Below are 22,199 nucleotides of genomic sequence, written 5' to 3' on the forward strand. Positions count from 1 at the left end.
TTTAGTAATAAATATTTAAAATTTTTCCGCCTGCATCATAGTTATAAGGATAAGTTTTTGGAGGAACATTGGCAACGGAAGTCGGTTGTCCCGTCAATAAAATCCATTGTGCATTATCTTTCGGACATATGACTCTGATGTTGTCCTGAACTTCAAGGGTGGTATTGTTATCCGGACAAATATGAGGTGCATTTCTGTCATATGCCTTAAATGTAGTGTCAGAAGCTCTTACAATGATTAATCCTTTTGTTCCGGATTGTTGTTCATTGATGTAAACCCAGCCCCCGACTTGGTTTAAAGAATAGTAAGCAGGCAGATTCAGGTTTAATGTCACGTTGATTGGATTGTTTGGAAAACAACTTACGGTATCTTCTCTGCTTCCACAAGAATTTATGCATAAATTATTGAAAATCAATAATGTAATTATAGATAGGATTGAAAAAGTTTTTTTCATTTCAATTTAAATTTTTATATATTTGTAAAAGTTAAAACGATTACAACACGAAAACATTGTCCGACAAATGTCGGATTATTTTTTTATACTAAAACTAAATTTTGAAAATTATGGCAAGCTATGTTACAAAGGAGGGATTAGAGAAAATGAAAGCTGAGCTGGAACAGTTAGAAACTGTAGAAAGACCAAAGATTACACAGCAGATTGCTGAAGCAAGAGATAAAGGAGATTTGTCTGAAAATGCAGAATATGATGCAGCTAAAGAAGCTCAGGGAATGCTTGAAATGAGAATTTCTAAGCTGAAAGATGTTGTTGTTTCTTCTAAAGTGATAGACGAAAGTCAATTAGATACTTCAAAAGTTTCAATCCTTACGACGGTGAAACTTAAAAATAATGCAACGAATCAGGAGCAGGTTTTTAAATTGGTACCTGATAATGAAAGCGATCTTAAAACAGGTAAAATTTCTGTAAATACTCCCATTGCAAAAGGATTACTAGGAAAAGTTATTGGTGATACTGCAGACATTACGTTGCCAAACGGAAACAAATTGTCTTTTGAAGTACTAGACATTACTCTTGATAATTAATAATTAAATTTCTGAAACTGATATTTTAAGTTCAACTTTCAACATCTAATTTCTATACAATGAGTACAATATTCACAAAGATCATCAACGGAGAAATCCCTTCATATAAAATTGCCGAAGACGATAATTTTATTGCCTTTTTGGATGCGATGCCTTTGGTAAAAGGACATACGTTGGTTGTTCCGAAAAAAGAAGTTGATTTAATTTTTGATCTGGAAAGCGAAGAGTACAAAAACCTTTGGAGTTTTGCTCAGGAAGTCGCCAAGAAAGTGAAAAATGCAATTCCGTGCGTAAGAGTAGGAGTGGCAGTGGTAGGATTGGAAGTTCCTCATGCACATATTCATTTAATCCCTTTAAATAAAGTGGAAGAGATGAATTTTAAAAATGAGAGACTGAAATTATCAAACGAAGAATATACAGATATTCAGAACTCGATTATTAATTCTTAAAAAATAACACCAACTCGTAAAACTAACTTTTACGAGTTTGTTTAATCTATACCTTATATATTACATATAAAAAGATGAATTCAAACCAATGTTCTTTCTGTGGAAGAAAGAGAAATGAAGTTCAAATGCTGATTTCCGGGCAAACCGGATTTATTTGCGAAAACTGCATCGAGCAGGCTCATGTGATTGTAAAAGACAGCGGTTCAAAATCGGGTTATTCTCCTGCAGAAACTGTAGATGAGCTGAAAAAGCCAAAAGAGATTAAAGAGTTTCTTGATCAGTATGTGATTGGGCAGGATCAGGCAAAAAAACAGTTGTCGATTGCTGTTTATAACCATTATAAAAGGTTACTTTACGCTCAGAAAGAAAACAGAGAAGTAGAGCTTGAGAAATCAAACATCATCATGATTGGTGAAACGGGAACAGGGAAAACTTTATTGGCGAAAACCATTGCAAGAGAATTAAATGTTCCGTTCTGTATCGTTGATGCTACTATTTTAACGGAAGCAGGGTATGTAGGAGAAGACGTTGAAAGTATCTTGTCGAGACTTTTAATGGTTGCAGATTACGATGTGGAAAAGGCTGAAAAAGGGATTGTTTTTATCGATGAGATCGACAAAATTGCAAGAAAATCTGATAATCCGAGTATCACAAGAGACGTTTCGGGAGAAGGTGTTCAGCAAGGTTTATTGAAATTATTGGAAGGAAGTATTGTGAATGTTCCGCCTCAAGGGGGTAGAAAACACCCCGACCAAAAATATATTCAGGTGAATACGCAGAATATTTTGTTTATTGCCGGAGGTGCTTTTGACGGTATCAAAGAGATTATCGAAAGAAGAATGAACAAGCAGGCAATAGGTTTCAGCTCTGAAAAAATCAATAAAATAGATGAAGATGATTATGTATTAACAAATATTAATGCAATCGATCTTCGTACTTTCGGATTAATTCCCGAACTTTTGGGTAGATTTCCAATCATCACTTACCTCGATAAACTCACAAAAGAGGTGATGGTAAGAATCATGAAAGAGCCTAAAAATTCTATTGTGAACCAATTTGTGGAGCTTTTTAAAATGGATGATACCAAATTAGAGTTCACAGATGGGGCAATTGAAAAGATTGTAGAGGAGACTATCGAGAAGGGATTGGGAGCAAGAGGTTTGAGAGGAACCACTGAAAAAGTGCTTGAAGACTACATGTTTGCGATAGGAGAGGAGAAAGAAATAATATTAACGGAGGATAATATTTTTGTTAATAAATAAAATGTATTTGTTTTTTCATAAAAAAGACATACATTTGCAGTTGAGATATTGTATTAACACACAAATAATTATATACAATGAGAAAAAGTTTATTTGCTATTGGTTTATTAGCAGCAGTTTATTCTGTTCAGGCGCAGAATGTTCTAGTACACGTAGATGATGCTGCTACTACGTATGTAAGTGAAGGTACTCTGGTTTATAGCGGAGGAGGTATTCAAACAAGAGGAGCTGGTATTATGGACGTTCATGGTAACGTTATGGTAGAGGCTTCTGCTGCTGATGCTTTCAAAACAATAACTACCGGAGGTGCCGACAAAACAGACGGCGGGAACATCGTTTTAAGGCTTAATACGCCTGGTATTGGAAGTTATGATACTTCCACTTATGGTCAACTTTATGTTAATGGGATTGCAACTGCAAACCTTACAGGAGTTGTAAGTAAGGAGTATAGAACTGCCAAAAACGGTAATGGAAATTATTTCCAACAAATTGCTCTTCCATTCGCAGGAAAAGCGTATAGTTCTTTATCAACAGAACTTGCTAAAGCATTTGGTACAACCAGATATACTCAAAATGAAATCTTAAGTTGGAATAACACAAATGTAGTATCAAACCATGTGACAAGCTTGGCTAATACTACAACTGCAGCTCCTACATACTATATGCTAGGATCTAATAATAACAATCTAGACTTAAGTACACCTCCAACTACTTTGCCTACAATTGCACCTACTGCTACAGGTTCTGTGTTTACACTGAACGGTGCACCGGTACGCGCTGAGGATTTAACTACTGTAAATTTACAGAATGCTGGAGCTAGTGTTACATTTGGGACTAATGGGAATAATACTAATCAATATAACGAGAAGTACAATTCTTATCTTCAGGATCAGTTTGATAACACGACAGGAGTTTTTCTAGGAACTTATGGTAAGAACATTTACCAATTTGGTAACCCATATTTTACAAACTTAGATTTATCAAGAATCGGTTATTTAGAAAATGCGGGTGTAACTGACGGTAACAATATTACAAACATATGGGGTGTAAAATATTCTACAGGTACAGTTGTAACATATCCTAATGGTTCTACTTTTACTACAGGTGCTCAGGTACAGACATTCGATCAGTTTACTGGAGTTCCTGCAGGAGATGCAGGTCTTATTATCAAACCAATGCAGACATTTGTTCTTAAATTGAGAGATAATAGTCTACAGACTTTAAATTTCAGTACTCTTAGAAGATTCTCAAATACTGTAAGAGCTGCTGCAACCGACTATAATGTTACTGCTGCTAAAGGTATTGTCGGAACTGTAAAACAGTTAGGTGTTATCGCATTAGATGCTGCAGGAAAAGAAGTAGGAAGAACATATTATGTTGTAACTCCTAACGCTACTACTGGTCACCAAACGAACGGTGCTACTAGTATTCAGGCGGCTGCAACCGGAGGTGACGCTATCGGTACTTTCGAAGAAGCAACAACTGGAGGTTATGATAACAATAATGTAAACTACTGGTTATACATCAACGAAGCGAATGAGACTAACTTTAAAGGAAAAAATATTAAGCTAGTAACTTACAATCCTGCAATTGTTAAATCATACAAATTCGAAATTAAAGAAAATGCAGAACCGATTGCTAACGGAGCACATGCTTTGTCTGCAGGAATTGGTTTCTATTATAAAGCACCAAACGGAACTGCACAACAAGCAGTACAGGGAGCGGTAATTCCTGTAACCGGAACTGAATATGATCTATATTACGGAGAGCCTAATAATATTGTTTTGGCAACAGATAATATTAAAGCTCCTTCTAGAACATTAGTGGTTTATAATCCTGCTATTGACAACTACATCGTTAGATTTGATCCAAACTGGAAAAAAGCGGATATCGAGGTTTATGATATGAGTGGTAAATTGGTAATCTCTAAAAAAGCTGTAGAGACTTCTAAAGACTTTGTAATCGAATTAGATAAGCAAATCAAAAATTCTTACATAGTAAAAGTAGTTTCTGACAAAGGAGATATTGTTAACACTAAAATCTTAAAATAAACAAATATGAAAACTATTAATAAACTAGTATATTCTTTTTTCCTCTTAGCTGTGCTTTTTGTAAACGCTCAGCCGCCTCAACCACCAAGTGGTGGTACTGGAGGCTCAGGAACGGGATCAATGGCATCGCCGGTTGATATGTATGTATACGCATTAGGTATCGTCGCAATAATGTTTATTGTGTTCTTTACAAAGAAGTATACAAGCAAAAAAGCATAAAATTTTATTAAAATAATATTAAACTCTCTGATTACTCAGAGAGTTTTTTTATTTTTACGATATGAAAAAGATATACACAATATCAGCTTTATTAGCTGCATTTTCATTACAGGCTCAGTTTACAGTCACTATTCAGGCTCCTGCTGATTTTAAAGAACAAGACGCAATTTTATATACTTTAAATGGTTCTAAGGATATTATTGTCTCAAAAGAACAGAGTAAAAATAATGTTTGGACTTTCAAGTATCCGAAAAATTATATGGGAATGATGAAAGTCTATTTCCCGAATTCAAATAATACCTTCAATTTTATTTCTGAAAATAAAAATGTGAATGTTAAGCTTGAAACGCAGACAAACAAGGTTAAAGACATCGTTTATTTGGATGAAGCTAATAATATAATGAGCAAGCTTCAGGAAGGATCTCAAAAGAAAGAATTAATACTTCCTGCTTTGGCTCAGATCAAAGAATATTACAAAGAAAACACAGACTTTGGAAAAGCGTTAAAAACAGAAATAAACAGGCTTTCCGGAGGTTCTGAAGGTATTGATCAGAATCAGCATCCATTCATTTATTACTATAACACAAACTATAGTAAATATCTTTCTAATGATGCTTCTAAAAAAGTGAGTCAGGATGAAGTTATCAATTTTCTTGATAAGTCTAACGATATGCTGGAAACCTCTTCTTTGCTAAGACCAATTTTGGTTAGCTATCTGAATTCAGGAGGAAATACCAACGTGACTGCGTCTGTGGATAAACTTCTAGATAGATTAAAAGTTGAAACCCCACGTGGACAAACTGTTCTTTCCGAACTGATTGATATTTTTGACGTGTATGAAATGCAGGAATTTAAAGATAAATATCTAGGTCTTGCAAAGAACCTTAAATGTACGATCACCGACAGACTGGCTTCTACTTTGAAATCTAATGCTAACGTTGAAATAGGAGCTGCTTTCCCGAATAATAAATTCCAATCTCCGGTGAATAGTACTGCGAAGTCTCTTTATGATATTAAGGCGGATAAAAAGGTTATCATATTCTGGTCATCTACTTGCTCACACTGTGAGGAAGAACTTCCAAAATTATTGGCAAAATACAACGATCTGAAAGCGAAAAATATTCAGGTGGTAGGTTTGTCTTTGGATGTTGATAAAGATTCTTATTCTAAGAAGATTTCTGCTTTTCCTTGGGTGAATGATTCCGAATTGAGAGGATGGAATAGTAGTTATGTAGATACTTACAATGTTCATGCAACTCCGACGTATTTTATTTTGGATGCTAACAATAAGATAATCAGCAAACCAGAGCATGTTGGTGATGTTTTAGAATATTTTAAGCTAAAATAATTTTGGTGTTGTGTAAATATTTTCTATATTTGCACCACCAAAACGGCGAGGTAGCTCAGTTGGTTAGAGCGCAGGATTCATAACCCTGAGGTCACGGGTTCAATTCCCGTCTTCGCTACAGATAAAAGGTTGTAAGAATTTCTTACAGCCTTTTTTATTTTTATTAAGCTACACTCAAAAATTTGATTGTGATGATTTATTTAAAATCTTCTCCAATAATAAGAGAGCTTATACCTTCTTTACGGTTTTCCACATCATTTTCTTACTGCTTTATTTTACATTTGAATATCAATTGAAATATAATCATAAAACATCAATTTTCGTACTCCTACTTCTTTCAATTAGTGCAAAAAATAGTCTATTAAGTAACCTCAAAATAATTTACCAAACAACACAAAAAAGCCGAAACATATTGTTCCGGCTTTTTGCTTTATTTAATTGAGATATTAACTTTGATCTCCTAGTAATTTTCTGATTTGATAGAAGAATCTTTCAATTAATCTCAGATCTTCGGTAACGATTTCCGCGCTTCCTTTAAGCTCTTTATCAAAAACAAGATTTTTATTATAACTTGTTTTTAATCCTTGCGGAAGAACCACGTCTACGTAATAATTTCCGTCTTTATCAGGAGAAAGCGAAATATTTTGAACTTTTCCTTTTACAATTCCGTATTCCTGATAACGGTAATTATCCAGTTTAATTAAAACTTTTTCTCCCGGAATGATCTTACCCGAATTGGCTGCCGGTACAGACATTCTGCCTACCAATTTTTCCTTGTTTTTAGGAAGAATAGACAAAATAGCATCTCCCGCTTTTATAAACTGATTTTCGCCCAAAAACTGCTGAAAACTTGCAACCCCTTCCGTATTTGAAATAATCAGATAGCTTTGTTCCCATTGTTTCAGCGATTTTCTTAGCTGTTCAAACAATTGTAAAGTTTGGGAAGAGTAGGTAATTTTATCTTTTTCTGTGTTTATCGCCGTTCCGCTTTTTGTCTTGTTCAAATTAGAAATCCCTTCATCCATTTGTGAAAGAGAAATACTGATATTTTCTAAGTTTTGCTGAGCTTGTAAGAACTTTATTTTTTCATTCTCCAATTCCACGGCAGCGATTACTCCCTGTCTGTATAATTCCTGAGAACGGCGGTAGTTTTTCTTCGTAAGCTGATATTTTGCCTGCTCCAGATTTTTTTGCTGTCTTGTAGTGGCAATTCTTATTCTGTATTCAGAAAGGCTCTGGTTTGCCGCTAAATTTTCCGGTGCATAAGGGCGAAGTCTCGTGAATAAAGCTTCATCCTGAAATGCTTTTGCAAAATTGTTATAATCACCCTGCAATTCTCCAAGCTTAAAATGAGAAGCCTCATTAAGAGGAAATGATGATAATTGATTATATTCAATTGAATCTACCATTTCTTTAAGTTTTAAAATATCCCGATAATTTGCCGAGGATTGCATTACCATTAAAACCTGATTCTTTTTAACCTGTTGATGATCTTTAATCAATATTTTCTCAATTTTTGAATTAATTGTCGCCTCCAGTTTTTCAGGTGGGTTTTGAGATGTTACTATAATGGGAGCCGGGATAAACTCAGGATATCTGATGACGTAGCTCATTCCCAAAATAAGGAGAAGAATGATAAAAATAATAGTATTTCCCCAACGTATCATCCAATGTGGGGGCTGTGTAAGTATATCCTGAACGCTTTCCGAGCGTAGTTCAATATTGTCTAAGACGTCTTTTTCTGCCATTTTGTGTTTCATTAATTACCTAATTCCAACTGATTTTTTACCAATCTGTAGTATTCTCCCTTTAAAGATACTAATTCAGCATGATTACCTTCTTCTACTACTTTTCCTTTATCCAGAACGATAATTTTATCGGCATGTTTTACCGTAGAAAGCCTGTGTGCGATAACCACGGCAGTTTTGCCTTTAAAAAATTGTTCGAGGTTCTCCATGATGATTTTTTCATTGTTGGCATCCAATGCAGAAGTAGCTTCGTCGAATAAAATATAGTCAGGAGATTTATAAACAGCTCTTGCGATAAATAATCTCTGCTTTTGTCCGCCACTTATTCCAAGCCCTTCATTTCCAATTTTGGTGTTATAACTTAAAGGTAATTCTTCAATAAAGTCTTTGATATTGGCGATTTCAACAGATCTTCTTAATTTTTGTTTATCCACATAATCTTCACCAACGGCAATATTATTAGCAATCGTATCATTAAAAACATACCCTTCCTGCATCACAACTCCACAATGATCTCTCCAGAATCTTGGCGAGATATTTTTAAGTTTTGTATTTCCGAGTCTTATTTCTCCTTCAGTAGGTTCATAAAACTTCATTAATAATTTCAATAGGGTAGTTTTTCCGCTTCCGCTGGCTCCAACAATGGCTGTTGTTTTTTGATAAGGAAGACTGAGTGTTAAATTTTCAAAAACATGAGCATCTGATCCAACATATCGGAAAGATAGATTTTCTATCTCTATATCCTTTTCAGGAAGTTCATGTGAGTATTGTTCTTCTTTGCTTTCTTCGTCATCTTTATCATGAATTTCACCCAATCTTTCAAGGGAAATTTTGGCATCCTGAAACTGTTTAATAAAATCAATAAGCTGTAATAGCGGACTGTTAAGCTGACCGATAATATACTGAACGGAAAGCATCATCCCCAAAGTAAGATTTCCTTCCAAAACAAGCTTTGCAGAAAGAAAACTTACCAGAATATCCTTCATTTGGTTAATGAAATTACCTCCAACTGACTGCCATTGCTCTAATGAAAGTGATTTTATTCTTAACTTGAATAATTTAACCTGTAGAAATTCCCAATCCCAACGTTTTTGCTTTTCGGCATTATGCATTTTGATTTCCTGCATTCCGTTGATCAATTCTATCACTTTACTTTGTTCTTGAGAAACCTGTGAGAATCTTTTATAATCGAGCTCTTTTCTTCTTCCAAGGAAAAAACTGATCCACGCGATGTATGCTGCAGCTCCGATAAGATAAACTATAAACAGCCTGTAGTCATAAAATAAAAGGACAATACTGAAAATAATCAGATTGACCAATGAAAACAGGGTGTTCAGAGATGAACTTGTCAAAAGCTGTTCGATTCTGTGATGGTCATTGATTCTCTGCATGATGTCTCCGGTCATCCTCGTATCAAAGAAACTGATAGGAAGTTTCATAAGTTTAATGAAGAAATCGGAAATAATGGAAATATTAATTCTCGCAGAAAGATGCAATAAAATCCAGCTTCGGATGATCTCAATTCCCATTCTTCCACAGAAAAGCATGGTTTGGGCAAGAAGAACAACATAAATAAAATTAAGATCCTGATTCTGAATACCGACATCCACAATACTTTGGGTAAGGAAAGGGAAAATAAGCGAAAGTAAACTTCCCGCCAAAAGCCCCATCGCAAGCTGAATAACAAGCGATTTATACTTTAATAAATATTTTGATAAGAAAGTAAAACTGGCCTTACTTTCACTATCATCAAATTCGGATTGAAAGAAAGCCGGAGTTGTTTCCAGAATCAAAACGATTCCTTCTTCTGTTTTTTCGTTGGCATTTTCACCGATCCAAAGTTTGATAAATTCTTCTCGTGTGTAGGTAATCAAGCCATACGCAGGATCTGAGATATAAACGGTATTGGATTTGTCAATTTTATAAACAACAACAAAGTGATTTTTGTTCCAGTGAACAACGCAAGGAAACGGAAACTTCTTCAGCAAGAGATTCAAAATTGATCTGAACTCCTAAAGAGCGAAACCCCAAATCTTCGGCAGCATCACTCAAACCGAGTAAACTGCTTCCTTCTCTGGTTGTTTCTGAAAGGTTACGAATTTGTTGTAAGGAAATGCTCTTACCGTAATGTTTACTTACGATACGAAGGCATGTAGGACCACAGTCTTTGGAATCTGGCTGGCGATAGAAAGGAAAGGATTTCAATGATTGACGTTTTATATTTAAAACAAGTTGCCGCCAGTTTGACGACAACTATTCTTTATGTTATAAAGTTTTTGACTTTTAAGAGTAGCAATATTTGTTGCAAATACGTTCACAAAATAAAAGTACGGTATCAGGATTTGTTGAGTTTGGATCTGCCAGACATGCATCCATTGTTGTATAACAAGCTGTAGATGCAGCTTGTCTTTGTGCGCATTCAATAGAAATTCCTCCTTTTAAAGATTTTAAACCTTCTCTTGAAATCTTTTTTAGATTTTTCATAAATTAATAGTTTGTTTTGATTTTCCTACTCTTTTATAGCTTTTCGGAATCCGCTAAAATTTTTTCCTAAATTAGTGAATTTTGTATAATTAAAAAGACTTTTAGATTAAATTTCTTCATCTTCCGTTAATTCATCAATAAAGTAATAAATATCCTCCCGATCGTACTTGTCAGGGAATTGATATCCATTTATTAACATGATAGGGGTGAAGTTTAATCCTGCACTTTTATTTTCCACAGACATCTCCACCAAAGGTGTTAGATCTTCATTGTTTGAAGCATTACCTGTTTTTTGTCTGATTTTATCTTCATCTCTTGTTTCAAACCAAGATTCTACGAGGTGCAAAAACTCTTGTGTAGGCTTATTTTTATAAGTGTACATAAAATCAGAAATCAGATTGGTGAATTTTTCATTCTGCGGATCCGGAGAATAATTGAATCTCATCTGAACTGAAATATCGTTCGGATACTTGCTTAATAAGTTTTCCACAATTTTATGTGCATCTTTACAGAATCCACAATATGGATTTGAAACAATTGAAATACGAAGTCTTGCATCTTGGTTTCCAACTGAGAATGTTTCAGTGTTGGTAAAACTTATTTTTTCGTTTTCTAAAAGTTCTCTTTTGAAAAGATCATAATTCCTTTTAAACCTCAAATTTTTGGCATTTGATTTTTGTAAATTTTCTTTTTCGCCAAGCGTATTATTTAAATAAAGAACTAATGAGAAAGAACCAATCCATAAAATTAGGCTTAACAAAGAAGTTTTTATATCAAAATGAATATTTTCAAAAAGAAATAATCCGATAACCAATTGAGCTACTAAAACCGAAATAATCAAAAGACAAACACGACAAAATGTTTTTTCTACAAACCCCTGAATATATAATGAATAACCAATTGCAATAACCGAAGCAAACGTAAATCCTTTAACTATAAAAGAGGTCGCCGGAAAAAATAATCCTAAAACAGTAATTCCTATGAAATAAATTAACGAGAAATCTGAAAATTTCAATCCAAGAATGCTCGTTTTATCCTGATGGATAATTTTATTACATGAATTTACGGTTTGTTTTCCGGCTGTATCGCCACAAATACTTCCGATAACGACAGATGTATTTCCGAATTTTTGATTAAAAATTTCCAAAGAAATATACACTCCCGCCAATGACAGAATATTAAATACCGCTTCATACCAAGCTTGATTCAAAAGAGAATATACCAAAACCACAGCAAAAATTGCATAGATAAAAGGCTTGTAACTTGTGACAGTTTTTTGCTCTACCTTGTCTTTTTCGAAAAGTAAAACAAAATCTGTAGACTTTTTATGAAGGTCTTCTTTGTTTAAAGTTTTTGATTTATCTGAATATATCGAGTATTGAGCTCCCGTTTTCTTAACCAAAGAGAAGGAATTATCAACAATAGCAATGAATTCTTCGGGAAGTTCATCCCAATATTCTTTGTCTAATTCATAGGCATCATTTCGTACTCCCATAAAGTTAAGAGTATCGCTGAAAGCTAATGCTGAAGGGTAATTCGGGTGTGAATTGAACTGAAAAAGAAACTCCTGCTTGTCGAGTTTAAGGTAATTGATGAGTTTGTCCAATAGCATATTAATTTTTTATCTAAAATACGGAGATGTTTGAAAAAAACAAATATTTTTTCAATTTTACGTGATTTATATTTTTAAGGGTATTTTATGGCTTCTGAAAGCGCAATCAGATGATTGGTATTGCGAATATAGTTTTGTGTATTTTTTATCATTTTATCAAAATTGATTGATATTTGTCTCTCCCCAGATTTTGTTATCAACTATAAATATAATCCCTTTATCTTTTATTTTTTTTAAATCAGTATCAATTTTTCCTTAAGCTAATATTAAGGTTGTTTAATGATCTATTTCAATAGGGTTATTATCGTGTATTTTACTTTCTTCTATTTGAATATCTATATTTTTTAAAAATTGTTGCTTTTCCTCATTGCTGCGAAAAATTATATCACCAGTGAAAGCCTTTTTTCTATATAGATCTAAAGGATTATAATGCATATTTTCATATGCACTTAAAGTAATTTCTTTTGCTTCTTTATATGTGTCATCATTCAAAACATAATAATTGGACTTTTGTTTTTGCACAGATAGAATTTCAAAATAATGGGTATTTGTTTTATCATAAATTTTTAGAATAAGTCCGGGTAAGCCAGAAAATTTATAAGGTCCGTCGGAAATGGGAAGCTCAGTAGTAAACCAAGCTGTCCATTGTCTTCCCGCAAAAATAGTTGTTGCCTTTTGAGCAGAATATCCTAATATGTTTTGTTTTTCACCGGAGATTTTCCACTTCATTTTCCTTTCATCTTTAATTTTTAAAACTGGATTTGGCATATGGTTAGGTGTATAGAAATACACGGTATTCCCACTATTTTTCTCTACTATATATCTTATTTTCATTGAAGCATCAGGAAATGACATAATTCCTTTTTTGAAGTCCTGGGACATAGTAGAATCAGAAATGATATGCTTAAGTCCGGTGAAAATTGAATGTTGTTTTTGATTATTATAATCTAAAACCGTAATTTCTTCTGTGATAATATCTTTTTTCAAAGTGTCTATAACAAATTTATAACGATAGATGAATCTAATATCTTGAGAAAGATACAGAGAAGGCAAAAGAAGGTAAAAAAAAGCTAGTAATTTCATATATTTAAAATTAGAAAATGCTACTAATTTAACTAATAATTTTCCGTCAAATATATTTTTTAAACCTATTCTCGAAAGTTTTTAAGTTCTTCTCAAGTAACAAAAAAAGAGATTTTTCATGATCAACATCTAAAATCATTTCTTCATTTATATTATTGTCTTTTCTTAATGTATAGGGAATAGATTTGTAATTATAGATGAACCTATAAGTCTGAGCCGAATATAGAGAAACGGTCATCAGAAACAGTAAACTAAAATAAAGAAGAATGTTTTTTTCATATGTTATTTAATCATTGATTCTATTTCTTTCTCAGAAGACAAACCTACAGTTGACTTTAAAATTTTTAAATTATTATCCACTAAAACCGTGTAAGGAATTGCGCTATTTAGTTTAAGTCTAATTTGAAAGTTTTCATAAGCTGGTGTATTTTTATCTAAAATAAATTGCTTCCAACTCATTTGTTCTTTATTTACAGCATTTTTCCATGCATTTTTATCATCATCAATAGATATTGAAATAAATTCAGTAGTGGAATTTAATTTCTTATTCATTGTTTTTAATAACGGAATTTCTTTTCTACAAGGTCCGCACCAACTTGCCCAAAATATAATAAGATGTTTATCATAATTTTTATCAAAAATTTCAGATTTTTTTCCTTTTATATCTTCTAGTTGAGATAATGGAATCTTATCATTACGAATTCTTTTTTGATTGTAAGCCAAAAGGTTTTTGTAAGATTTACTATTAATAATTTCTCCCTTAAAAGATTTTAGGAAATTTGCTACTTGTTCTGCTGAGAAATTATTTTTATTTTCAATTATTTGATATAATAAATGATACGAATAAGGATATTTACTAATTTTATCTCGTACAGTTTGGATAGTTTTATCATCTATCTTCTGAAATAAATCACCATCTATATTGTAATATGCTTCTGTTTGTCTACCGGCCTTTATAGCAACACCAGAAACATCTTTTATATTATATAGTAGCTCATAACCTGTTATTGGAAGATTTTCTTTAAACTTTCCATTGAGAGAAATAATTGTATCAGAATAAAAAACGTTTGTACTCCATCCTGGAGTACCATTATAACTAGCATTTGTAGTAAAATTAAATAATCTTTTTATTCCACTTTTATCAATGTGATATATTCCAATGATATTTGGCTCTTTATTTTCATTCCATTCATGTGATATTTTAAAATTACCATTATGTGTTATTGAACTGTCAATTTTATTGGCCGGCCCTTCTTCCCACATATACATTGTACCATCGGGTAAATTAGGAATCGATCCTTTTATAGATGTGGAGTTTTTTTCATTACATGAAATCTGTAATAAAAAAATTACTAAAATAAATAAGAAATTTTTTCGCATAATTAAAAAAAAGAGTCTGTCTTAAAAGTTAAACCAACGCTCTGAGAATTCCTTAAATGACAAAAGTTGTCAGAAAGGAGTCCAAGAGAAGGGGGCTTTTGAGACAGCCTCTTATATTTAAAGTTTATATTATTTAAGCTATGAGTTACAACGTGAAACTCCTCCATTGGAGGTTACTTGTGTAACGCCTTGGCCAAAGTTACAATATTGTGGGCCATTGGTTGCAATTGTAACTAATTCTCCAAATTCATTTCCTACATCATAACCTACTACTGAAGCACATAAACCATAATGAGTCGTCCATGTACCATTGCTATTTTGAATTGCTACACTACAAGCCCGTCGTCCACCTTGTAAAGTTTTTAATTCATTGCGTGAAAGTTTTTTCAAATTTTTCATTTGTTTATTTTTTAAATTTAATAATAATTTTTGCCATATAATCCCTGACTTGGGCTTCTTATCAGTTTTCAATTTATACCTGCGCAAATATAAATTGAGTAGTTAAAGCGCTTATCAATATTGACTTTTTAAAATTAGAAAAAAATATTTCATGGAAGTATGAAGTATTTTGCAATTTTTTTGCGATTTTCGCGCATATTTTGCATAGAATTTGCATATATTTGTTTAAAACACATATAAAGATGATTCAGGAAAAATTAAGACAAGTTCGGATGGAGAAAGGTCTGTCTCAGGAAAAAATTGCAAAAATATTATCTACAGATACTTCTAATTACTCTCGTAAAGAAAGGGGAAAGATTAAAATCCGTGACGATGAATGGGAAAAAATGGCAAAAGCATTAGGTGTTTCTGTTCAAGAATTAAAAAGTGAAATTGCTGCAGAGCTTATACATAATAATTCTGTCTTTAATGATAACTCAGGAAACCAGAATATTTTCAATGCTGTCATAGAAAATCTACAGGATTACATCCATTTTTTGAAGGAAGAAAATCAATCACTGAAGAAAGAAATTGAAGAATTCAAGAACAAGTAACATTTTTTATCTCATAAAATTAAGCATCTAAATCTTAGATGTTTTTTTGTTGCTATATTTAAGTATGAATAAAAGCTTTCTCCTATTTTTTCTTTTCGTATTTGGTTTTGGCTCTTCTCAAAAAGGAGATGAAAAAAATCTTATTATTCAGGACAGTATTATCATCAAAACAAAAGATGATGGAACACTTTCTCTGACTTTAATTTTAAATAAAAACAAGCTTCCAGAAAATACGGTTTTAGTAAATACAATTTATCCCGATCCGAAAAATATCGATCTGGTAAAAAACTTTGTTAATAACGATTATGTTGCTGTTATCTTGAATTCAAGAGGGAAATATTTGAGTGAAAATACGATCGAACCTTTCGAACATGAAGCAAATGACATCAATGAAGTAATCGATTGGATTATCAAACAACCTTGGAGCAATGGGAAAGTAGGAATGATCGGCGGAAGTTATTTGGGATTCAGTCAATGGGCGGCTACAAAGAATCTTCATCCAGCTTTAAAAACCATTGTTCCTGAAGCCGCAACTGGAATCGGAACGATTAATTTCCCGATGATTAATAATATTTTCTCCTGTTATTCTTTGCAATGGCTGGATTATGTAACCTTTAATAAAACAACAAATTCCAAAAGTTTTTATGACCAGAAAAAATGGAACTCAGTTTTCAAGACGTGGTATCAAAGCGGATTGCCTTTTCGTAAATTAGATTCTATTTCTGGAAAACCAAATTATATATTTCAACGTTGGCTGGATCATCCGAATTATGATGAATACTGGAAAAAAATGATTCCTTATCACGAGGATTTTTCGAAAATTACGATTCCTATTCTGTCGACAACAGGATATTTTGATGCCGATAAATCCGGTGCTTTATATTATTTTCGAGAGCATAATAAGTATAAAAAAGAGAATGAGCATTATCTGATTATCGGGCCTTATGATCATTCGGGAGCACAAGGTTTTATAAAAAATGAACTGAGAGGATATAAAATTGATCCGGTTGCGTCAATCGATTTAAATAAAATCTGGCTCGAATGGTTTGATTATATTTTTAAAAATCAACCGAAACCGTCTTTTTTGAAAGATAAAATCAATTTTCAGGTCATGGGTACGAATGAATGGAGAAGTACAAGATCTATGGATGTTTTTGAAAAAAATAAAGCGAAGTTTTATTTGAATAATGAAGAAGGAAATTTATCTCTATCAAATTCAAAAACAGGGAATAATAATTTTTCAACTTTAAAAATCGATTTGAAAGACAGAACGGATGCCGATGAATTGCTAAGTTTAAAGTATAATATTGTTGATGATAATCTTTACACCAAAAATAATTTACTATTTAAAACGGAACCTTTTAAGAAAAGCTTGGAGTTTAGCGGTAGTTTTTCAGGAGATATTGTTTTTTCGGTTAATAAAAAAGATGCAGATCTTTATCTGAGTTTATATGAAGAAACCACAAACGGGCAGTATTTCCTATTGTCAAGTTATGTAACAAGAGCGAGCTATGCAAATGATAGTGAACGAAGAACACTTCTTACGGCTGGAAAAATTAAAGATATTTCTTTTATTAATAATGATTTTGTTAGCAAGAAAATAGAGAAGGGTAGTAAATTGATTGTAATGATAGGAGTTGTGAAAAGTCCTTATTGGCAACTTAATTATGGAACAGGAAAAGAAGTGAGTACCGAAGACATGAGTGATGCGAAAGAACCGATGGAAATTAAATTGTATAATAAGAGTTATATTGAATTTCCTCTTTTTGAAAAATCGAAATAATATTGAATTATTAGTAACAAAAATTTAATCTAAAAATGGGTTGATCTAAAAATCCAACGATTAATTTTGTAAGGGTTATTTTGATTATGGTTTTCAATTATTTAAACAATCATTTAATTTATTATGATGTTGTGGTCTAATTTGAAAGAACTTTGCCTTTTGATCAGCTATCGAAGTAATTGAAAACAGATAAAATAATTTTGCATGAACTCAAGAGAACTTAAGAAATCTTAAAGTTTTCATAAAGTTGTAAAAAAAAGATGAAATGTTTTTGTATTTCTAAAATATATCGTACTTTTACATCGCCTTGAATGAGGGAACAAGTCAAGGTAATAAATTTTTTTTCATCATTTGTGTTTTTAGAATCGTATCGCCTGATACGATTCTTTTGTTTTTTATCCCTTTTCGTAATTCAGAAGGAGATCGATGAAATAAGAATAAGTGATCGCGCCTTCCTGCTGATTGCTTTTCAGGAACAGATTATTGGTAAATCCAAAAAATTCATCCAGCAATCCCTGATGTTTTAAGATAAAAGCTTTTTCATAAGCTCTGTCTTTTTTCATTTCGGGAGAATAATTTTTCAAGACAGATTTTACAAATTCCTGATCTTCATTCACAATGAAATTCAACAAACTTTTTAAGGTAAAATATTCTGTGCTGTAACGTAACTCAAGATTTTTAGAATCAATACCGATTAAATAACCCACAAAATTAGCTTCCTGTTCCCTTGCAAATCCAAGCTGATGCGAGCTTTCATGCGCAGAGGTAAAAGGAATATAGGTATTGGGCAATTGGGAATTAAACTGAGCTTCTGCCGTAAATGGATTGTAGTAACCGAGAATTCCTGTAAAGTTCATTACATTTTTAAAGACACTCGGTTTAAAGGAATTGATTTCCGGAGCTTTTTTATCAGAAATGTTTTTCGGAAGCTTTGCCTGTTGTGAAAGAATCTCTTTTTGGATGGTTTCTAAATCTGTAATAATGAAAACCCCGTTTTTATCTTCTGCGACGAGTTTTCGTGTTTCTTTACATTTCGCTAAATATTTTAAAGCTAAAATTTTTGCTTTTTCTACCGTCGGTTTCTTCCTGGCTCGACAGTTTTTTAATGATCGGCGTCTGAAAATACAGCATTCCCCAAAATATCTGATAGCTGAAATAAAAGATATTAACAACGATAAGAAGCCTTAATAAAGAGCTGTTTCGGCTCTTCTTTTTGAAACTGGTAATAATAGAATAAAGAATAAAAATACCCAGCAAAATATAAAGAATATCGCCAAAGGAAAAAGGAATCCACGAGAAAATAATCTGATGCGCTGTTTTCTGAATTTCAAAAAAATGCTCAAAAAATGAGATCATCATTCCAGATTTTGAGAAAACATAAAACAAAAGAAATAGGGCAAGTAAAATACCCGCCCAAAATCTTTTTTTATATATTATTTTTGTATTAATGACCACTTCCTTTCGTGATTTTATCAAGGTCAATTCCTTGAGATTTTAAGATTCCGGTTACTCTTATTGCATAGAAAGCAAGATAAGCAAAACAGACAACTCCTACAATATAGCTAAAGTGGATATTGGTAAGATCTGCAATATATCCTTGGATGAAACTTACAATTCCACCTCCCATAATCATCATGATAAGATATCCTGAACCTTGATTGGTGTGTTTTCCAAGACCGTTGATTGCCAAAGCAAAAATACAAGGCCAAAGTGTAGAACAAAATAAACCGACACTTGTGAAAGCATACACAGAAACCATTCCTGAAGTTGCCATACCGATTAATAAAGCCGCGATACCCGCAACAGAGAAAATCAACAGCATTCTAGCCGGATTACCTTTACTCATAATATCACAGATAATCATTGCAATAATGATGAATCCGTATACATAGAAATGAGAAAGATCGTGTTTCGCAATTGCATTTACTAATAAGAATACTCCAAAAGCTAAATAAGGAGCTAAGAATCTCAATATTTTTTTGAATCCTGCACTTACGTCGAAAGCTTCAACAGCACCTGTCCAACGACCGATCATCAAAGAAGCCCAATATAAAGAGATGTAAGGAGCTACATCTTTAGTTTGAAAACCTAAACTTTTTTCCATGTATGCAGGCAGATTACTTGCTGTAGAAACTTCTACACCTACATAAACAAAAATAGCAATCATCCCTAAAATCAACTGAGGATATTGGAAAGCTGATTTTTTGTGCTCTCCGGGAGTTGTATCATCCGTGTCTTCCAAAACTGTCGGAGTGATAGCCGGAAGAGATGAAAACTTAAGCATAATCGCCACTAAAACGAAAGCTACTCCTAAAATAAGATAAGGAACCTTCACACTTTCAACACTTACATCACTATTGGCAGCTGCTGCAGAACCAAAAATTGCAAAAGAAACAATAAGTGGACCGATAGTCGTCCCAAGATTATTGATCCCTCCTGCCATTGTTAATCTCTGAGAACCCGTTTCAGAAGGTCCTACTTCAATTGCTAAAGGATTGGCAACAATCTGCTGTAATGAAAATCCTAATCCTACAATAAAAAGACCGGAAATCATTAATGGGAATGAAGCCATATTAGCTGCGGGATAAAACAGTAAAGTTCCTGCCGCAGAAATAAGAAGACCTATAATTAAACCGTTTTTATATCCGATTTTATTAATTAAATCTTGTTTTATGCCTTTTGAAATTGCCATATAGATAAGAGATCCGACCGTATAGGCTACATAGAAACAGATTTGTACAAGCATACTTTCTGTTTGGGTAAGGTCGAATGCCTTTTTGAAAACAGGGATTAGAATGTCGTTACTTGCCGCCACAAATCCCCAGAAGAAAAATACAGTAACTAACGGAATGAATTGTCCCCAATTAGTTTGTTTAGAATAATTTGACATATTTGTTGAAAATTTCTGAAAACAAATATATATTATTTCTATTAATTATAGTGTTTTAACAATGTTTTTTTTATTGTCTCAAAAGAAGACAATTTAAGGTCTTTCGGAGAATCTGAAGGATTTAAAATTCCGTTAAAATAAACTTTTGCTTTACCGGGATGACCTTCTGAGCTTTCAAACGGAAAAATTTCCTTTAATCCGACAAAAGTAAAGATCACGATGGGCGAATTATGTTTCGAAGAAAGGGTAAAGGCGCCGTCTTTAAATTCATCCAAAATAACAGAAGTATCATCCGGAACTCCACCTTCCGGGAAAATAACGATGCTGTTTCCTTCTTCCATTTTTTCGGCGCATCTTCGGTATACATCGGCACGGCTTCTTGCGCTTCCACGATCTACCATGACACATATCCTTTTATATATAGTACCGAAAATAGGGATTTTTACCAGCTCTTTTTTGCCCACAAAACAAATAGGATGGTCTTCGCACAAGATGCACATCAGCATAATATCCATGATCGAAGTATGATTCGAAATGAAGACATACTGTTTATTCTTATCAAGTTTTTGGCTGGAAAGTTTCGTTAGCTCATACCTCAGACCCATTCCGTAAAATATGCAGTAGCTCCAACATCTGATGAATCGGTACGCATATTTATAATGCTTTTTATTAAATGATAAAATATAAACAGGAATCCCAAAAAGTATGGTAAAGACAAATGCCAAAAGCAAAAGCCAGAATCTCCAGAGATGATTTAAAATCTTCTTCACAATTATTTATCCGTTAAAAATTACTTTTTTCTTAATAGAATAATTAAGAATGGAAACCAGTAGAATCGCAGCGATCTTGCTGGTTATTTCAGGGCTTAAGGTATAAATAATTAAATCAATATTATCTTTAAATACATAACTGTAGAAAATCTGGAAGAAACCGAGACTTAACAAAGTTGAAATAAAAGAAACCATCATAAAATAAGCAAATTCTTTCCTCTTGGAGTGTTTTCCTCTTTCGAAAACAAACCAGATGCTTAGGAAATAATTTGTAATGATCCCGCAACTGGTCGAGAAAATATTACTCATCGGGTAATGTATTCCGTAGAAGTTGGTTTCGCGCGGGAAAAAGTGAGGCAGGGAAGTGCTGAAGAACTTAAAGCTCCCAATTTCGACAATAGCACTCAGTCCTCCCGCAATGATGAAGAACAGAACCTGTTTCTGGCGTAGTATTAAATCTCTCATCCAATTTTTATGATATGCAAATTTATAACTTTGTGTTAAACAGTTAAAAAAAGATGTTAAATATTTTTTTTGAATCAAAATAATTTCTAAATTTAATTTTCAGAACGATTTAGACCCGACCTGATAATAAATTCATTTTCAACTGTTTGTGTTGATGGCTTTTTCTATCTTGTAATGCTTGATTTAGAGCATACTATCAAAAAAATTTACAACCACACTTAATAATATTTGTATGAAACGTCAAAACAAATACAGAAAATTTCAGCTTCAGCAGAAAAATATTGAAGCTCTAGAGCAACAAAATACACGCTTCAAACGGGTGTATTCCGAATACGAAAATATGTCCAACGAACTTTGGAATCTTGAGAATTCCAATGGTGAACCTGTTCCTGACGATTTTATCAATGCCATGATTCTTCAGACCTCTTATCTTGAAAATGAGATCGAAGATTGGCTGATACAGTTCAATGATAAAAAGGCGGAGATAAAACATTAACGATGCATTTCGCAGAGGATTATTAAAAAGAGAGCTAGACGTGATTGTTGGTTCTCTTTTTTATTTCAGTTTTAAATTTCATACCAAATAACCCACCCTCCGTGCCAGAAATAACATATATGTCAT

19 protein-coding genes, 1 tRNA gene and 2 pseudogenes are annotated in these 22,199 nt (G+C 32.9%); 10 read left to right on the forward strand and 12 right to left on the reverse strand.

The features are described from left to right. Position 1: 1 nt before the first annotated feature. Complete coding sequence (locus tag J3D55_RS04975) at positions 2-454, reverse strand: hypothetical protein (RefSeq protein WP_259128601.1); 453 nt, start codon at positions 452-454, stop codon at positions 2-4. A 110-nt stretch (positions 455-564) separates the two neighbouring features. Here J3D55_RS04975 and greA point away from each other — a divergent pair, with 110 nt between their 5' ends. The 7 genes from greA (at position 565) to J3D55_RS05010 (ending at position 6,488) form a co-directional block, all read left to right on the forward strand. After that, positions 565-1,041 carry a transcription elongation factor GreA gene (gene greA / locus J3D55_RS04980; protein ID WP_259128602.1) on the forward strand — a complete coding sequence of 159 codons (477 nt, stop codon included), beginning with the start codon at positions 565-567 and terminating at the stop codon, positions 1,039-1,041. Positions 1,042-1,100: 59 nt separating this feature from the next. Further along, positions 1,101-1,490 (forward strand): HIT family protein, encoded by a 390-nt coding sequence (locus J3D55_RS04985; protein WP_259128603.1) that lies wholly within the window; start codon positions 1,101-1,103, stop codon positions 1,488-1,490. A 74-nt stretch (positions 1,491-1,564) separates the two neighbouring features. Then, the gene (gene clpX, locus J3D55_RS04990) at positions 1,565-2,752 is read left to right on the forward strand and encodes an ATP-dependent Clp protease ATP-binding subunit ClpX (RefSeq protein ID WP_259128604.1); all 1,188 of its coding nucleotides are present in this window, start codon (positions 1,565-1,567) and stop codon (positions 2,750-2,752) included. Positions 2,753-2,829: 77 nt separating this feature from the next. Further along, a complete protein-coding gene (locus J3D55_RS04995; protein ID WP_259128605.1) occupies positions 2,830-4,803 on the forward strand; it encodes a T9SS type A sorting domain-containing protein in 1,974 nt (657 codons plus the stop codon). A gap of 6 nt (positions 4,804-4,809) precedes the next feature. After that, on the forward strand, positions 4,810-5,022 hold the full coding sequence (locus tag J3D55_RS05000) for an Fjoh_0651 family PID-CTERM protein (RefSeq protein ID WP_259128607.1): 213 nt from the start codon (positions 4,810-4,812) through the stop codon (positions 5,020-5,022). 61 nt (positions 5,023-5,083) lie between these two features. Continuing rightward, entirely contained in the window at positions 5,084-6,370 is a 1,287-nt protein-coding gene (locus J3D55_RS05005) for a TlpA family protein disulfide reductase (RefSeq protein ID WP_259128610.1), read from the forward strand. 44 nt (positions 6,371-6,414) lie between these two features. Further along, a tRNA-Met gene (locus J3D55_RS05010) sits at positions 6,415-6,488 on the forward strand. Between the two features lie 328 nt (positions 6,489-6,816). On the opposite strand, the gene J3D55_RS05015 is transcribed toward J3D55_RS05010, so the two are convergent. From J3D55_RS05015 to J3D55_RS05045, 7 genes and pseudogenes are all read right to left on the reverse strand, one after another. Beyond that, positions 6,817-8,118: an HlyD family secretion protein gene (locus J3D55_RS05015; RefSeq protein WP_259128612.1), complete on the reverse strand. Its 1,302-nt coding sequence runs from the start codon at positions 8,116-8,118 to the stop codon at positions 6,817-6,819. Between the two features lie 11 nt (positions 8,119-8,129). Continuing rightward, a pseudogene (locus tag J3D55_RS05020) lies at positions 8,130-10,323 on the reverse strand (peptidase domain-containing ABC transporter). 78 nt (positions 10,324-10,401) lie between these two features. Continuing rightward, positions 10,402-10,602, reverse strand: coding sequence for a bacteriocin-like protein (locus J3D55_RS05025; RefSeq protein ID WP_259128613.1), 201 nt, complete (start codon positions 10,600-10,602; stop codon positions 10,402-10,404). A gap of 106 nt (positions 10,603-10,708) precedes the next feature. Then, entirely contained in the window at positions 10,709-12,214 is a 1,506-nt protein-coding gene (locus tag J3D55_RS05030; RefSeq protein WP_259128614.1) for a thioredoxin domain-containing protein, read from the reverse strand. Between the two features lie 276 nt (positions 12,215-12,490). Beyond that, the gene (locus tag J3D55_RS05035) at positions 12,491-13,297 is read right to left on the reverse strand and encodes a GLPGLI family protein (RefSeq protein ID WP_259128617.1); all 807 of its coding nucleotides are present in this window, start codon (positions 13,295-13,297) and stop codon (positions 12,491-12,493) included. Positions 13,298-13,579: 282 nt separating this feature from the next. Then, on the reverse strand, positions 13,580-14,677 hold the full coding sequence (locus J3D55_RS05040; RefSeq protein ID WP_259128618.1) for a TlpA disulfide reductase family protein: 1,098 nt from the start codon (positions 14,675-14,677) through the stop codon (positions 13,580-13,582). A 138-nt stretch (positions 14,678-14,815) separates the two neighbouring features. Then, positions 14,816-15,148: a bacteriocin-like protein gene (locus J3D55_RS05045; protein WP_259128619.1), complete on the reverse strand. Its 333-nt coding sequence runs from the start codon at positions 15,146-15,148 to the stop codon at positions 14,816-14,818. 170 nt (positions 15,149-15,318) lie between these two features. On the opposite strand from J3D55_RS05045, the gene J3D55_RS05050 reads away from it, so the two are divergent. Together J3D55_RS05050 and J3D55_RS05055 are read left to right on the forward strand one after the other, a co-directional pair. Continuing rightward, positions 15,319-15,669, forward strand: a complete 351-nt coding sequence (locus tag J3D55_RS05050) for a helix-turn-helix domain-containing protein (RefSeq protein WP_259128623.1) — start codon at positions 15,319-15,321, stop codon at positions 15,667-15,669. A 64-nt stretch (positions 15,670-15,733) separates the two neighbouring features. Further along, positions 15,734-17,452 carry a CocE/NonD family hydrolase gene (locus tag J3D55_RS05055; protein ID WP_259128625.1) on the forward strand — a complete coding sequence of 573 codons (1,719 nt, stop codon included), beginning with the start codon at positions 15,734-15,736 and terminating at the stop codon, positions 17,450-17,452. A gap of 395 nt (positions 17,453-17,847) precedes the next feature. Here J3D55_RS05055 and J3D55_RS05060 read toward each other — a convergent pair. The 4 genes and pseudogenes from J3D55_RS05060 to J3D55_RS05080 all read right to left on the reverse strand — a co-directional run bounded on the left by J3D55_RS05060 (position 17,848) and on the right by J3D55_RS05080 (position 21,577). Then, positions 17,848-18,811 (reverse strand): annotated as a pseudogene (locus J3D55_RS05060) (DUF3810 domain-containing protein). Between the two features lie 85 nt (positions 18,812-18,896). Beyond that, complete coding sequence (locus J3D55_RS05070; RefSeq protein WP_259128628.1) at positions 18,897-20,342, reverse strand: sugar MFS transporter; 1,446 nt, start codon at positions 20,340-20,342, stop codon at positions 18,897-18,899. 41 nt (positions 20,343-20,383) lie between these two features. Continuing rightward, on the reverse strand, positions 20,384-21,112 hold the full coding sequence (locus J3D55_RS05075) for a lysophospholipid acyltransferase family protein (RefSeq protein WP_259128629.1): 729 nt from the start codon (positions 21,110-21,112) through the stop codon (positions 20,384-20,386). A gap of 6 nt (positions 21,113-21,118) precedes the next feature. Beyond that, positions 21,119-21,577, reverse strand: coding sequence for a GtrA family protein (locus J3D55_RS05080; RefSeq protein WP_259128631.1), 459 nt, complete (start codon positions 21,575-21,577; stop codon positions 21,119-21,121). A 232-nt stretch (positions 21,578-21,809) separates the two neighbouring features. Between J3D55_RS05080 and J3D55_RS05085 the strand changes: the two genes are divergently transcribed. Then, positions 21,810-22,073 carry a hypothetical protein gene (locus tag J3D55_RS05085; RefSeq protein WP_259128632.1) on the forward strand — a complete coding sequence of 88 codons (264 nt, stop codon included), beginning with the start codon at positions 21,810-21,812 and terminating at the stop codon, positions 22,071-22,073. The last annotated feature ends 126 nt before the right edge of the window (positions 22,074-22,199 follow it).

This window comes from Chryseobacterium ginsenosidimutans (genome assembly GCF_024807225.1).
Taxonomy (GTDB): domain Bacteria; phylum Bacteroidota; class Bacteroidia; order Flavobacteriales; family Weeksellaceae; genus Chryseobacterium; species Chryseobacterium ginsenosidimutans.

Coding starts and splice junctions, on each gene's coding strand:
- J3D55_RS04975 (WP_259128601.1), bottom strand. CDS start 454: ATGAAAAAAACTTTTTCAATCCTATCTATAATTACATTATTGATTTTC.
- greA (WP_259128602.1), top strand. CDS start 565: ATGGCAAGCTATGTTACAAAGGAGGGATTAGAGAAAATGAAAGCTGAG.
- J3D55_RS04985 (WP_259128603.1), top strand. CDS start 1,101: ATGAGTACAATATTCACAAAGATCATCAACGGAGAAATCCCTTCATAT.
- clpX (WP_259128604.1), top strand. CDS start 1,565: ATGAATTCAAACCAATGTTCTTTCTGTGGAAGAAAGAGAAATGAAGTT.
- J3D55_RS04995 (WP_259128605.1), top strand. CDS start 2,830: ATGAGAAAAAGTTTATTTGCTATTGGTTTATTAGCAGCAGTTTATTCT.
- J3D55_RS05000 (WP_259128607.1), top strand. CDS start 4,810: ATGAAAACTATTAATAAACTAGTATATTCTTTTTTCCTCTTAGCTGTG.
- J3D55_RS05005 (WP_259128610.1), top strand. CDS start 5,084: ATGAAAAAGATATACACAATATCAGCTTTATTAGCTGCATTTTCATTA.
- J3D55_RS05015 (WP_259128612.1), bottom strand. CDS start 8,118: ATGGCAGAAAAAGACGTCTTAGACAATATTGAACTACGCTCGGAAAGC.
- J3D55_RS05025 (WP_259128613.1), bottom strand. CDS start 10,602: ATGAAAAATCTAAAAAAGATTTCAAGAGAAGGTTTAAAATCTTTAAAA.
- J3D55_RS05030 (WP_259128614.1), bottom strand. CDS start 12,214: ATGCTATTGGACAAACTCATCAATTACCTTAAACTCGACAAGCAGGAG.
- J3D55_RS05035 (WP_259128617.1), bottom strand. CDS start 13,297: ATGAAATTACTAGCTTTTTTTTACCTTCTTTTGCCTTCTCTGTATCTT.
- J3D55_RS05040 (WP_259128618.1), bottom strand. CDS start 14,677: ATGCGAAAAAATTTCTTATTTATTTTAGTAATTTTTTTATTACAGATT.
- J3D55_RS05050 (WP_259128623.1), top strand. CDS start 15,319: ATGATTCAGGAAAAATTAAGACAAGTTCGGATGGAGAAAGGTCTGTCT.
- J3D55_RS05055 (WP_259128625.1), top strand. CDS start 15,734: ATGAATAAAAGCTTTCTCCTATTTTTTCTTTTCGTATTTGGTTTTGGC.
- J3D55_RS05070 (WP_259128628.1), bottom strand. CDS start 20,342: ATGTCAAATTATTCTAAACAAACTAATTGGGGACAATTCATTCCGTTA.
- J3D55_RS05080 (WP_259128631.1), bottom strand. CDS start 21,577: ATGAGAGATTTAATACTACGCCAGAAACAGGTTCTGTTCTTCATCATT.
- J3D55_RS05085 (WP_259128632.1), top strand. CDS start 21,810: ATGAAACGTCAAAACAAATACAGAAAATTTCAGCTTCAGCAGAAAAAT.